This window comes from Streptococcus cuniculi (assembly GCF_004570575.1).
Taxonomy (GTDB): Bacteria; Bacillota; Bacilli; order Lactobacillales; family Streptococcaceae; genus Streptococcus; species Streptococcus cuniculi_A.
This window is the reverse complement of record NZ_SPPD01000001.1, coordinates 121,998-136,047: the sequence shown is the minus strand read 5'-3', so window position 1 is coordinate 136,047 and position 14,050 is coordinate 121,998. Positions and strand designations below refer to the sequence as shown.

Annotated in this window: 12 protein-coding genes; 6 read left to right on the top strand and 6 right to left on the bottom strand. The window is 44.2% G+C overall.

Annotation, left to right across the window (positions count from 1 at the left end; genetic code table 11):
* Positions 1-46 precede the first annotated feature (46 nt).
* The 5 genes from E4T82_RS00670 to E4T82_RS00655 form a co-directional block, all read right to left on the bottom strand.
* Positions 47-478 (bottom strand): Rrf2 family transcriptional regulator, encoded by a 432-nt coding sequence (locus E4T82_RS00670; RefSeq protein ID WP_135180990.1) that lies wholly within the window; start codon positions 476-478, stop codon positions 47-49.
* Between the two features lie 117 nt (positions 479-595).
* Complete coding sequence (locus E4T82_RS00665) at positions 596-1,372, bottom strand: hypothetical protein (RefSeq protein WP_135180989.1); 777 nt, start codon at positions 1,370-1,372, stop codon at positions 596-598.
* Positions 1,373-1,602: 230 nt separating this feature from the next.
* On the bottom strand, positions 1,603-2,232 hold the full coding sequence (locus tag E4T82_RS00660; RefSeq protein ID WP_135180988.1) for an NAD(P)-dependent oxidoreductase: 630 nt from the start codon (positions 2,230-2,232) through the stop codon (positions 1,603-1,605).
* Positions 2,233-2,384: 152 nt separating this feature from the next.
* Complete coding sequence (locus tag E4T82_RS12405) at positions 2,385-2,540, bottom strand: hypothetical protein (protein WP_167753528.1); 156 nt, start codon at positions 2,538-2,540, stop codon at positions 2,385-2,387.
* A gap of 371 nt (positions 2,541-2,911) precedes the next feature.
* Positions 2,912-3,364, bottom strand: coding sequence for an Rrf2 family transcriptional regulator (locus tag E4T82_RS00655; protein ID WP_135181152.1), 453 nt, complete (start codon positions 3,362-3,364; stop codon positions 2,912-2,914).
* Between the two features lie 189 nt (positions 3,365-3,553).
* Here E4T82_RS00655 and acnA point away from each other — a divergent pair, with 189 nt between their 5' ends.
* The 4 genes from acnA (at position 3,554) to E4T82_RS00635 (ending at position 9,479) form a co-directional block, all read left to right on the top strand.
* Entirely contained in the window at positions 3,554-6,220 is a 2,667-nt protein-coding gene (gene acnA / locus E4T82_RS00650; RefSeq protein WP_135180987.1) for an aconitate hydratase AcnA, read from the top strand.
* Between the two features lie 17 nt (positions 6,221-6,237).
* Positions 6,238-7,365 (top strand): citrate synthase, encoded by a 1,128-nt coding sequence (locus E4T82_RS00645; protein WP_135180986.1) that lies wholly within the window; start codon positions 6,238-6,240, stop codon positions 7,363-7,365.
* On the top strand, positions 7,358-8,539 hold the full coding sequence (gene icd, locus E4T82_RS00640) for an NADP-dependent isocitrate dehydrogenase (protein ID WP_135180985.1): 1,182 nt from the start codon (positions 7,358-7,360) through the stop codon (positions 8,537-8,539). Before E4T82_RS00645 ends, icd begins: the two co-directional genes overlap by 8 nt.
* 175 nt (positions 8,540-8,714) lie before the next feature.
* A complete protein-coding gene (locus E4T82_RS00635; RefSeq protein WP_135180984.1) occupies positions 8,715-9,479 on the top strand; it encodes a MerR family transcriptional regulator in 765 nt (254 codons plus the stop codon).
* Between the two features lie 191 nt (positions 9,480-9,670).
* On the opposite strand, the gene tgt is transcribed toward E4T82_RS00635, so the two are convergent.
* Positions 9,671-10,810 (bottom strand): tRNA guanosine(34) transglycosylase Tgt, encoded by a 1,140-nt coding sequence (tgt, locus tag E4T82_RS00630; RefSeq protein ID WP_135180983.1) that lies wholly within the window; start codon positions 10,808-10,810, stop codon positions 9,671-9,673.
* A 234-nt stretch (positions 10,811-11,044) separates the two neighbouring features.
* On the opposite strand from tgt, the gene E4T82_RS00625 reads away from it, so the two are divergent.
* Positions 11,045-11,899 carry a DUF975 family protein gene (locus tag E4T82_RS00625; protein ID WP_135180982.1) on the top strand — a complete coding sequence of 285 codons (855 nt, stop codon included), beginning with the start codon at positions 11,045-11,047 and terminating at the stop codon, positions 11,897-11,899.
* Between the two features lie 258 nt (positions 11,900-12,157).
* Positions 12,158-13,612 (top strand): C39 family peptidase, encoded by a 1,455-nt coding sequence (locus E4T82_RS00620; RefSeq protein ID WP_228065004.1) that lies wholly within the window; start codon positions 12,158-12,160, stop codon positions 13,610-13,612.
* Positions 13,613-14,050: the final 438 nt, after the last annotated feature.

Sequence of the window (14,050 nt, the reverse complement as noted above, 5' to 3'; positions counted from 1 at the left end):
ATCTGTATCAAGTATATGTTTATTTTAAGAAAATCTGACGGATTGGTCAGATACGAGTTTGCTTGGCTGCATGATAGAGACGGTCAATCACCTGCTCTAAGGTTTGGTCTGCCAAAGCTTCTTCAAGTTGTTGCTCTACACTTGTAAAAATGGGGGCTACTGCGCCTTCAATATGCTGGCCAACAGGGCATTCCTGATTGGCATGTTGATGCATTTGAAAGAGATGGATGTGGTCAACTTCCTGCGTCGCATAGTAAATCTCTAGCAAAGATATTTCCTTGGGAGACTTGCTGAGCTGGTAGCCCGACTTCCCTTGGTGAGAGGTAATTAGTCCAGCATTTTTCAACAGGACAATGACTTTCCTAATGTAACTCGGATTTGTCCCAACGCTTGTCGCCAAGGCTTGAGAACTTAACACTTCCTTGCTTTCGCTAATCATCGTTAGAATATGAAGGGCAACAGAAAATTTTGTATCCATAGAAGACTCCTTTTTACTCCTGTATCCGATACAAGAACAAGCTTGTCATAAAAAATCCATGTGACAAGACTTTTGCTCATATTTTTCACAAACAAATCTTTCAAAGAGCTCTTTACATTAATCTTCCAGCAAACATCTCTGGCTATTTTCTACAAAAGCCAACGTTTTGTCTATATGATAGGCATGAACGGCTGAAGCATAATTTACAATTGTTTCGTTTAATTTCGGTGCACTATCGTTATAAAATGCTTGTCTTGCCGATTGATTGGCAAATCCAATTATCACAGAGGCATGTAGATGGCCAGTTTTTGGATTATCATGGGCAACATTTGGTGTATTCCATGTGGCTTTGTTCCAAGGCAAATACACTTGTGAACGGACTTCTGTAATCCCAGTCACATTTGCTAATTGACCAGCCAAACGATTATTTACGAAATCTTTAAATTGACCACCACTAACCTTCTCTTTTCTCCGAATATAGATGACATCACGGAGTTGAGTTTCAGATGAAGTGTCCGTATGATACCAGCGAGATGTATATGGAAAGCCCATGTGCATAAGCGTCCGTCGGAAAACATTCACTTCATCTTCGAATGCTATAGCCGTCTGCTTACGCCCACCCAAAGGTGCCAAGAGTGTTTCATAGGTTACTTCTGCAATACCATCTACACGACGATCTTCAGGAATATGAATCTCTAGACCTGAGGCTTCTGGCCAGAAACTGTGCTCCCTGTCACTTAAATGCTGCTGGCGATATTCTAAGAGGCCTGGCGATGCAGCAATGATTTGAGCATGCCCACCACTCCAATAATCCGTTCCTTCTTGACGCGGCTTGTCCTGACGCATCCAGAGTAAGATCGACAGTGAAAACCGTTTATCGTATGATTTAGTCATATTTCTCTCTTTTTTGTTCCTGTATCTGATACAAAAACAAGTTTATCATAAAAAAATCCACTTGACAAGACGTTTGATCAAAAATGCTCTGTTACTGTCTCTGTTGTACCGATAGATAAGAAAAACGCAACTCTCGTGTCATGAGAAATTGCGTTTTATCATTGGTTTGAATACTCAACAATTCAGATATCTATTCGTATATGACTACGGCAGGGATAACTCATACCAACCTACTTTCCAAGGACAGAAATCCGTGCTTGAGGGTGAGCAGCCGTTTCCATCTCATCCAGCATAGCAAGAGCATAGTCGGCATAGCTGATTTTGCTTTCACCTGCTTCGTTCACCGTAAAGACTTCGCCTGCAAGGATATAGTCACCTGTTTTTGGATAGGCCACTTCAAAGTCCGCTGCTGGACTGATATAGGTCCAGTTGACATCTTTGACATTTCGAAGTGCTGCTAGGCCCTTGCTCATGGCCTCTGCCAAGGGGAAATAGTCTGCTGGAAAATCTGGTGTCTGGTAGAGTTGAGTCGTTAGGCTCTCATCCACATACAAGCTTCCTGCTCCACCAACGACCAAGAGGCGTGTGCCGCTTCCTGCTAAAATGGCAGTCAAATGCTCCAAAGAAGTCGTGTGTTGCGGAAACGTTTCGGGGGTAAATGCTCCAAAGGCACTAACCACCGCATCAAATCCTGCCAAGTCAGCTGCTTCCAAGGCAAATAAATCTTTTTGCAAGACTTCTTGCGCCTGCGATTGATTGCTGGAGCGGACAATGGCTGTCACCTCGTGACCACGCGCCACCGCTTCTGCTACAATCGCTTGTCCTGTCTGTCCATTTGCACCAATTACTGCTAGTTTCATTTGTTTTCTCCAATCGTTGTAATTGTTTTTGTTACAACATAATTCTATCACTCATTCGTTGTAATGTCAATTATTACAACTTGGTTTTAAAAATGCCCCTCTGCACAAAAAAAGACTAGCTCAGCCAGTCCTTTCTATATAGCAAGCAATCGCTACACTTCATCTTTCTCATCCTGTTTTGACTTAGCAATGAGGCTAGCAATGATGATTCCAACTAGCATGCCAAGCCCTGTTCCCATTGCAAGACCTATTGGTATATCGCCTAACAAATGACCAATGATGGCTCCAATCATTGAACCAAAAGACAAGCCACGGCTGATTCCGATATACTCATTTAGTTCATCTTTTATTACTTCGGGAACTGAGGAAACTTCGTTTCCTTATTTCCAACTTCCAATAATCCACTGGGGTATTGGAACTCGCTTTGCAGTACTCCAGTACGTTAAGATACGAGGGCGTAAAAAAATCTGTATGAAAATAGGAATCTTGACGAAGTGCTAAGGCACTAGGAAAGATTATCTTTTTCACTAAGATTTTAGCCCGAGTTCAGTTATGCCTGCAGCTGTTGACACGAGTTACACTCGTTTTATTTCCAACCTCCAATAGTCTCCCAGACTATTGGAGCGAGTACTAAAAGTAAACTAAACGACTATAGCTAGGGAGTTACCAGTTGTTTTTTTCATATCTTATTTCCTCCTAAACGACTTTTTTCTTGTGCTTCACGGACTAAATCAGCCAGTGTCGTTTGACGAAGTTGATGTTCTAAAGCTTTTTGAGCTGCCTCCAAACGACCATCTAAGACAGCATGTATATTTCGTCCCACATTGCAATCAGGATTGGGATTGTCATGAAAACCAAAGAGCTGACTCGATTTTCCCAAACTATCGACCGCTTCATACACATCATAGAGGCTAATTTGAGCAAATGGCTGGACAATCTTTGCTCCTCCCGTCCCCCTAGCAACTGTGACTAGCTTTGCTGCCTTAAGCTGAGACAGGACATTACGAATAATCACAGGATTGACCCCTACGCTACCTGCTAAATAGTCGCTCGTCACCTTGAACGCCTCTCCCTCAAGACCCAAGACCACCAAGATATGGGTTGCAATGGTAAAACGGCTTGAAATCTGCATGTCATCCTCCTTTTTCTTTAGTATAACGAATTTCCATTGTAACATCAACTCCTCTGTCAATCTTTTTTTCATCCTTATCTCCAAATATATGTAACAAAACCTTACACAAAACTCTTTTTCTCATTGACGAATCCAGTTAGCCGATGTATAATAATTGTCAAAATTGGAAAAATATACGGAGGTATCGAGATGAAAAAGACCAGTAAATCGTCGTTCAATCATCGTGAATTTAGCTATTACAGTATCCGATATGCAGTAGAGCAAGAAGGAAAGGATATCACACACCTTCCCTATACAATCCGTATCTTGATTGAAAGTTTACTCAGGAATTATGACGAAGAAAATGTTACAAAACATCACATTTCAAACTTGATCAATTATGACGCACAAACGCCTCGTGGTGAAGTTCCCTTCAAACCGAGCCGCGTAATTCTCCAAGATTTTACTGGTGTCCCTGTTGTGGTCGACCTTGCTTCTATGCGTGAAGCAATGATTGCTCACGGTGGAGATCCTGATTTGATTAACCCTGAAATTCCAGTTGACTTGGTCATTGACCACAGTATACAGGTAGATGCCTACGGCTGCGATACAGCCTTGGAAGAGAATATCACATTAGAATTTGAGCGAAATAATGAGCGCTATGAATTTCTCAAATGGGCTGAAAACTCCTTTGACAATTACCGTGCTGTCCCCCCTGCAACTGGGATTATTCATCAGGTCAATATTGAGTTTTTGAGCGATGTCATCATCGAAAAAGAAGGGCTACTCTATCCTGATTCCATGTTTGGAACGGACAGTCATACCACTATGATCAACGGAATCGGTATCCTTGGTTGGGGGGTGGGCGGTATTGAAGCAGAAGCTGCTATGCTGGGAGAGGCTTCTTATTTCCCTGTACCAGAAGTCATCGGCGTGCGTTTCACAGGTCAGCTTCCCAAGATTGCAACGGCGACCGATTTGGCGCTCACCGTCACACAAGTCTTGCGCAAGGAGCAGGTGGTCGGAAAATTCGTCGAATACCTAGGCCCAGGGCTTGCTCATCTGAGCTTAGCAGACCGCGCAACCATTGCCAATATGGCACCTGAGTACGGTGCAACCTGCGGTTACTTCCCCATCGATCAGGAAACCTTAAACTACATGCGCCTGACCAATCGAGACAAAGACCACATTGCCTTGACTGAACACTATGCCAAACTCAACGACCTCTTCTACAATCCAAATATCGAACCTCACTACAGCAAGGTTATCGAGATTGACTTATCCACTATCCGTCCCAGTATCGCAGGTCCAAAACGACCGCAAGATTTGATTGACTTAGCAAATGCCAAGTCCACCTTTGAAGCAAGTATCCGTCGAGAAGCAGGGACACAGGGATTTGGTTTGACCCCAGAAGAACTGGACAAAACCGCTACCGTTAAGATTGATGGGCAGGCTTTCCCAATCAAAACAGGGCATGTGGCAATCGCTGCAATTACCTCTTGCACCAATACCTCCAATCCCTATGTCCTCATGGCTGCAGGACTTCTTGCCCGTAATGCAGTCGAAAAAGGGCTGAGGGTTGCGCCAACTGTCAAAACATCGCTCGCTCCAGGCTCCAAGGTCGTCTCTGCCTATCTGAAAGCGTCAGGTCTCCAAGACTACCTAGACAATCTGGGCTTTCAAGTGGTGGGCTACGGTTGCACCACCTGTATCGGAAACTCCGGAAATCTCCGTCCCGAAGTGGCACAAGTCATTACAGATAAAGACCTACTCGCTTCTGCTGTCCTCTCTGGCAATCGAAATTTTGAAGGACGCATCAATCCCCTTGTCAAAGCTAACTTCCTAGCGAGTCCACCGCTCGTGGTCGCCTACGCTCTCGCAGGAACGACTACCATTGACCTAACTCGTGACCCACTAGGATTTGACGCTGACAATCAGCCCGTTTATCTAGAAGATATCATGCCCAAAAGGCAGGAAATCGAAGCCTACGTTGACCAGTATGTCACCCGTGACCTCTTTCAAAAAGAGTACGAACACGTCTTTTCAGATAGCAAGAAGTGGAACGAGATTCCTGTCACCAAAAGCAGGAACTACCACTGGAAGGCTCAATCCACCTACATTCAAAATCCGCCCTATTTCGACCAGTTAGATGACGACTTAGCGATTCGCCCTCTGCTCAACCTTCAGCCTCTTGCAAAATTTGGGGACAGTGTCACGACAGACCACATTTCACCAGCTGGAAATATTGCTCGCATCAGCCCTGCTGCCCGCTACTTAAGCGAACACGGTGTGGACTATATGGACTTTAATTCCTACGGCAGCCGCAGAGGCAATCATGAAGTCATGATGCGTGGCACCTTTGCCAATATCCGTATCAAAAATGAATTGGCAAACGGCAGAGTAGGCGGCTATACTTCCTACAAGGGGGAGATTCTCCCGATTTATGATGCAGCTATGGCCTATCAGGCAGAAAAGGTCGGCACCTTGATCATCGCTGGAAAAGATTATGGTATGGGCTCAAGCCGTGACTGGGCCGCAAAGGGTTCTGCCCTGCTCGGTATCAAGGCAGTCTTAGCTGAAAGTTTTGAACGCATCCACCGCTCTAACCTCGTCATGATGGGGATTGCGCCACTCCAGTTTTTAGAAGGACAGACAGCAGACAGTCTTGGTTTGACTGGTTTGGAACGCTATGATATTCACCTTCCTGAAGCGCCCACTATTCAAGAAGTCGTGGACATTGTCGCACACGGAGAGCAAGGGGACATCATCTTTCAAGCCCTGTTGCGCTTTGATGCAGTTGCAGATATTCGCTACTACCAAAACGGGGGCATTCTCCCCATGGTCGTCCGCAAGAAACTGGCTGCATCTCATCACTAGTATAGAAAGGAAAGCCTATGGTAGCAGAAAATGGATTAAAGGATTTAATTGCTTGTCATACCCGCATCAGCTCGATTATCGATGATCATCTGGCCTATGCAGGCTATGATATCGCAGAATTGATGAACAACCAAGCTACGTTTGAAGAGACCATTTTTCTCCTTTGGAACTTGCGGCTACCAACTGCAAGAGAATACCAGAACTTCACAGACGAATTGCGGGCTAACTATGACATCAGCGATGCCGTCGAACAATGTATCCTCATTCAGTCGCGTAAGCACCTCCACCCTATGAGCGTCCTACGCTCCACCGTCAGCCTCTTAGGTGTCTACAATGTCAATGCAGAAGAACAGTCATTTGAGGCCACCTACGAGCAGTCGATTCAGTTAATGGCAAAGATTCCTACGATTATTGCCACCTTTGCTCGCTTGCGTAATGGACAGACACCAATTGCACCGCGCAAGGATTTAGGTTTTGCAGAAAATTTCCTCTACATGTTGACGGGAAAAAAACCTCCTGCACTTGAAATCGAAGCCCTCAACAAGGCCTTGATTTTACATGCCGATCACGAACTCAATGCTTCCACCTTTGCAGCTCGTGTCTGTGCTTCAACCCTGTCTGATATTTATTCCTGCGTTACGACCGCTATCGGTACCTTGAAAGGACCGCTCCACGGTGGAGCCAATGAACGTGTCTTTGATATGTTGCAGGAAATCCGTGAACACGGTAATACTAAATCCTATCTCCAACAAAAATTGGAATCACAGGAGAAAATCATGGGCTTTGGCCACCGCGTCTACAAGAGACAAGACCCTAGAGAAAGCTACCTCCGCCAAATGGCAAAAGAATTGACCCTCGGCACAGAACATGAAATCTGGTACCACCTCTCACGGGAAATCGAAGAATACATGAAACACAGCAAGGGCTTGATTCCAAATGTCGATTTCTACTCGGCAACGGTCTACCATGTTCTTGGTATTGATAGTTCCATCTTTACACTGATTTTTGCCATGAGTCGTGTCGCTGGCTGGATTGCCCATATTCAGGAACAACAGCGTTTTAATAAACTGATGCGCCCTCGTTCCCTTTATCTCGGACCCGAAAAACTGACCTATGTCCCCCTAGAAAGGAGAGCTCATGCCTGATTTTATTTCCCTAAAAAATGGCAAACTCATCGTGCCTGACCACCCTATCATCCCTTATATCGAAGGTGACGGAGTTGGACAAGACATCTGGCGACAGGCACAAGCTATCTTTGACCGTGCAGTGGAAGTAAGCTACCAAAGTCGCAGAAAAGTAAAATGGCTAGAAGTCTTGGCTGGTAAAAAAGCCTATGATACAACAGGACAGTGGCTACCAGAAGAAACCATGACCCGCATTAACGACCACTTGGTGGCTATCAAAGGGCCACTTGAGACCCCTGTCGGTGGCGGCATCCGCTCGCTCAACGTTGCCCTCAGGCAGGAGCTGGATCTCTATGCCTGCCTGCGACCGATTCGCTATTTTAAGGGAATCGATAGCCCCCTCAAAGCCCCAGAAAAGACCAATATTACCGTCTTTAGGGAAAATACGGAGGACATCTATGCAGGAATTGAATGGGAGGCCAAGACGGCAGACGTCAAACGCGTCATTGAGTTTCTTCAAACGAACATGAAGGTAGACAAAATTCGCTTCCCAGAAACCAGCAGTATCGGTATCAAGCCGATTTCAATCGAAGGAAGTGAACGGATTGTGCGTGCTGCAATTGACTACGCCCTTACAAACAAGCTATCTCAGGTGACCCTCGTCCACAAGGGAAATATCCAAAAGTTCACCGAAGGTGGCTTTCGCAAATGGAGCTACGAACTAGCCCAGCGCGAATACGGGTCATACTTGGAAAGTGGTCAACTGCAAATCAACGATATCATCGCAGATAATTTCTTCCAGCAGGCCCTGCTTCACCCTGAAAACTTTGACGTAGTCGTCCTGACTAACCTCAATGGTGACTATGCAAGTGACGCCCTTGCCGCTCAAGTAGGTGGCATCGGCATCTCACCCGGCGCTAACATCAATTACCAGACGGGGCACGCAATTTTTGAAGCTACTCATGGTACCGCGCCAGATATTGCAGGTCAAGACAAGGCAAACCCTTGCTCCATCCTTCTTTCTGGTGCCATGCTCTTTGCCTATATCGGCTGGCAAGAGGTTGCCGACCGCATTCAAGGAGCGATTGAAAAAGCCCTTAAAAACCAAGAAATGACCGCTGACTTAGCACAAACTTCTAAGGTAAAGGCCCTCAGCACCAGCCAGTTTGCTAAGCGTTTGGTCACTTATTTATAGGGAATCATGCACAATACATCATAAGCCAAAAATGCCTTTTGGGCATTTTTATGATTTTTCCGAAAAAACACTTGACATTGACGGAACGTCAACCTATATAATGACATTGTGAGTGAGAAACGAGCGTCATTCTCATTCCCTCTCTTGCAAGATGATTGAAAAAAGGAAGACAAACATGCTTTATTCGATTCGCCAATTGGCAAACCTATCAGGTGTCAGTACCCGCACCCTGCGCTATTATGAAGAGGTCGGATTACTCCTACCAGCTCATAAAAATGACAGCAGCTACCGCTTTTATAGTGAGCAGGAAGTAGACACCCTCCAGCAGATTCTCTTTTACAAGGAGCGGGGATTTGAGCTCAAACAAATCAAGGAACTCTTGAGCCAAACAAACCTTGATACCCTGACCCGCTTAGAAGAGCATTTAGCAGACCTCCATGCCAAAAAGGCGAAAATCGAAACCATGATTGAAAATCTGACGCGCACGATTCAAGCACAGAAAGGACAAATTACAATGACAACCGAAGAAAAATTCCAAGCATTTAAGGAAACACTCATTCAGGAAAACGAAGCAACATACGGAAAAGAAGTCCGCGAAAAATACGGAGACGAGACAGTAAATCAAGCCAATCAACAGTTTGCCAAGATAGGCGAGGAAAGCTACCAAGAATGGCAAGTATTGGATCAAAGGATTAAAAACTTGCTTCATCAAGCGGTGACAGAAAACTGGCAGCCAACAGATGACAAGAGCAAAGAAATCGTCCAACTCCACAAAAACTGGCTCCAAATCGCAGATAAGCATTACGCTGTCGAAAAACATATCGGCATCGCCCAGCTCTACACGGCTGATGAACATTTCACCACCTACTATGATAAAGACAAAGATGGTTGCGCAGCGTTTCTAACTGCAAGCATTGAGCACTGGGCGGGTTTGTTGTAATACTCGTCAAAAATCAAACTCTGATGTCGTTAACTCACCTTGCTGAACTGTTGAGAAAAGTAGTACTTTTCTTATTTCCAACTTGAAATAGTTCTCAACTATTTCAACTACCTGTGGCTGCGTTGCCTAATCAAACTTTGATTTTTATAGAGTATAAGAACGAAAAAAGAGGCGTTTGCCTCTTTTGGATTTTAAAAATTCCGTTTTGAACTATTGTATCCATACCGCTCTATAAAATCTTCCCGGAATTCTAAGAGATTGTCATCCATGATGGCTTGACGGATATTGCGTATCAGTTTGAGCAAGAAGTAGAGGTTGTGGTAGCTGGTCAAGCGGATCCCAAAGGTCTCATCAGCCTTGAGCAAGTGACGAAGATAGGCCCGCGTATAATTACGACAAGTGTAGCAATCACAATCATGGTCAAGCGGGGTAAAGTCTTCAGCAAACTGAGCATTTTTTACCACCAGACGCCCCTCGCTGGTCATACAGGTTCCGTTACGGGCAATGCGTGTCGGCAAGACACAGTCAAACATATCCACCCCGCGGATAACGCCATCAATCAAGCTGTCGGGCGCCCCAACCCCCATGAGGTAACGCGGTTTATTTTCTGGTAATAAAGGCGTTGTGAAATCAAGGACGGCATTCATCTCTTCGTGGGATTCTCCAACAGCCAAGCCTCCGATAGAGTAGCCCGGGAAATCCATACTAACCAAGTCATGTGCTGACTGGCGACGCAAATCCTCAAAACCAGCTCCTTGCACAATCCCAAACAGGCCTTGCTCATGCGGACGGCGATGAGCTTTCAAACCACGCTCTGCCCAGCGGCTGGTACGTTCAATTGATTTTTTAACATAGTCATAAGGCTGATAGAACTGTGGACATTCATCGAAGCTCATCATAATGTCACTTCCTAGATTGTTCTGAATGGAGATTGCCTTTTCAGGTGATAGGAACATTTTTGAACCGTTAAGGTGATTTTTAAAGGTCACACCCTCTTCTGTGATATTTCTACTATCTGCCAAAGAATAAACTTGAAAACCGCCACTATCCGTCAAAATAGCCTGGTCCCAGTTCATAAACTTGTGCAAACCACCCGCACGCGCAATCAGCTCGTCGCCTGGGCGAAGCCAGAGGTGATAGGTATTGGATAAAATAATCCCTGTGCCCATTTCTTTGAGCTCTTCTGGCGACTGGGTCTTGACCGTTGCTTGTGTCCCAACAGGCATAAACATGGGCGTTGGAAAGGTGCCGTGTGGCGTGATAATCTCACCCAAACGCGCACCCGTGTGCTTTTCTTTTTTGATCAATCGATAGTGAATCGGTGATGTCATCTTCTACCTCCCACTAGGAAAAACAGTCCTAGGTTTATTTGTCTTGACGAAAGGATTTCTCTTATAGCCAGTTCGTCTCTCGTCTTATCTAGTACGACATAAAAACTGAAAGACGGTTGTGCTCTATAAAATACAGCATTTCTGCAAAAAGAAACCGCGTAAGCCTCTCTAGTCTATCAAAAAAAGACTGGCTTGTCACCCCATATTATGCTACACTAGAGAAAGGAGGTTTTTATGTTTTCAATTCAACAAATTCGTGCTAAAGCACGCCAAAAACTTGCAGAAACGCCTGGGGCTTATCTGATTGCCCTCATTCCCGTTATTATCGGTGTCGTGATTCAAACGATGAACTACGCACAATCCAATAACCTAGCTCTTCAACTATTGAATAGCCCTACCCTCGATACATCTTACCTTGTCAACTCAACAGCCTTTCCAATTGTCTATGGAATCTTGGCTGATTTAATGGGCTTATCTATCTCGCTTGCCCTCTTTCAAGTTATTTACCACTACCGTGACAGTGTCAGCTTCAAAGACGCCTTTAGCCTGTTTAACCACGGACGTTTTGGTAGTATCCTAGCTACCTACTTGTTAAAGGCACTTTTTCTCTTCCTATGGGGCTTGATTGCAATGATTGGATTTTCCATCATGTTTGGTGGTGCTATAATGAGCACTGTAGCAACCCTTCTGAATCAAGCAACCGAAGATATTATGGTTGTAGCAGGTGTCATGATTCTTGTCGGACTCCTCATTGGAATCGCAGGAATCGCGCTCCTACTTCCGCAATTCTATGCTTATTTCCTCGTTGAACCACTTCTATTCGATCAATTGGCACAGGATACTTATACTGGACCACTAGCTGTTATTAAGGAGAGCCGTCGCTTGATGAAGGGCTACAAAATGAACGGGTTCGTCTTAAGCCTGTCCTTTATTGGTTGGACCATCCTTACAGCCCTCACCTTTGGCATTGTCGGAATCTACATGATCCCTTACTACCGTACTAGCCACATCTATTTCTACCAAGCAGTCCTTGAAGACCGCGCTATGAAAGAAAACTTTTTTAATGCAAACCAAAACGCATACCGCTGATCTCTATGGGAGATGACAGTAAACAGAAAAACTAGTATGAGGAATAATGTTTCACCACAATACTAGTTTTTTAACTTCGTTCCTATATTTCATTTCCAGATTTATCGAACCTGTAGCTAGTTGAGGGACTGCACAGAAAATAAGATGGTCAGTAGCACCGTTCAAGTGTTTCAGTTCACCTTTGACGGACTGGATTAATACTGACTTCATTATTCTGACTTATCGTCTATTTACTCTAGGAGAGAACTGAAAAATTTTATGAAACCTATCACTCAAAAACACATCATTGCAACAGGAGCCATAGCTATTTTGGCTCTTGGGGAAGCTCCAGTAAGTCTGAACAGTCATCCTCATACCGTTTATGCTCAACAAACAGCAAACACGAACACCAGTGAAACTGAAAACAAGCCTGATATCAGCCAAGAGGCTCAGGCTCCACAAGAAAATCCTCGACATTCACCAGAAGCATCTGCAATAACAGCTACTGATTCTTCAAATCAACAGGCTATTGAAAATGCTCAAGAAAATAATCCAAATCCTTCTGATGAGGGAGGAATTACGGAGATATACAGAGAAGCAGTTGGAAGCTCAGTGATGATTAATGGGGAGCTTGTGGTGTTAGAGCCAGCTCAAAAGGCTGGGAAGTATGAGGCAGATAATACTCAAGCACCTAGAGAATTAGGTGGCCCAAGCCGCCAAGAAAGTGCAGGTGATGTTGCAGACAAACCGACAAACCCAGTCTATCGACTCTACAACACCAGAAGTATGGAGCACCTCTATACTCAAGATGCTCATGAAAAAGACCAACTTCCCAAGTTATCAAAAGATTGGGTATATGAGGGTATCGCTTGGCAGGCTGCACAGTTATCTGAAAAACCAGTCTATCGCGTTTACAATCCTAAATCTGGGGAACATCTCTATACTCAGGATACTTATGAAATAAAAGTGCTCACCTCAAAACATGGTTGGAAAGCCGAAGGAATTGCTTATTATTCAAGTGGATCTAAGCCGGTCTATAGGCTATACAATCCAAAAGCAGGTGTCGGTTCTCATTTTGTGACACTTGATACGAATGAAAAAGATATACTCGTCAGTCAGCATGGCTGGAAGTATGAGGGAATTGCTTGGTATGCTGAAGGAGGAGCTACTCCTTCTACTGATAACTATCGATTACTTGGAGTAAAAAATTACAAACAGTACGCTTTTGGTGCTCCAAGTGGCTGTGAAGGTGCATCATTACTGCAAGCTTTACAGTACAAAGGGAAGCTAACTGACTGGGGGTTGGTACAATTTTTAAAGACCATCCCTAAATCTCCTAACGGAAATCCAAATAGTGGCTTTGTCGGTAGTCCATTTGAAGAACACCGCTATGTATACTCAGCCATTTATCCTGCTCCTTTAACCACTTGGGCGAAACAATACCACCCAAATGTTCAAGATATTTCAGGGAGTTCAGTAGATTCTCTTCTCGATGAGGTAAAAGCAGGGAATCCTGTGGTAACTTGGGTCACAATTAACTTCCAACCTGTTCGCCGGGGCTCATGGCCATTTGGTCCAGCAGTCAATAATAACCACGCCGTTACACTAGACGGATTTAATCAGTTGACGAATCAAGTTCATGTATCTGATCCAATAGGTGGTTCCTATTGGCTGAGTCGTTCAACATTTGAAAAAATCTATACGGCTCGAAAATACGCGGTCGTAGTCCGCTAAAGCAAGACAGATTGTCAAGTTTTTTAAAAGGTATGATGCCGTCAATAGTAACGCAAAAGAGACTGGTCTTGGGACAAAAGTCTGATTAAAAAACGAACAACGGATGCGTTAAAATCTTAAACTTCTCCCTTGTTCGTTTTTTGTATATCTTTTAGTAAAAGATGCTATATGAATTTATAGATTTTCGAATGTGAAAATCTTTTTGTCCCAAGCACGCTTCCTTATGTGCTATCTAAAAACAAATCTGTCTACATCTCTATTTCCAATTTTTAGCACCAACCGTTCACTATAAACGATTTTTTAAAAGCATTCCGAATAGCAACTGTTTTATCTATGACTTCAGTGATAAGCTCATCATAGTTTCCATAATTCTCTAATGTCTCCTTCTTTTAATTTCCCTAATTTCAACTTAGTCACCAGCCTTTAAATGCTTTTTCG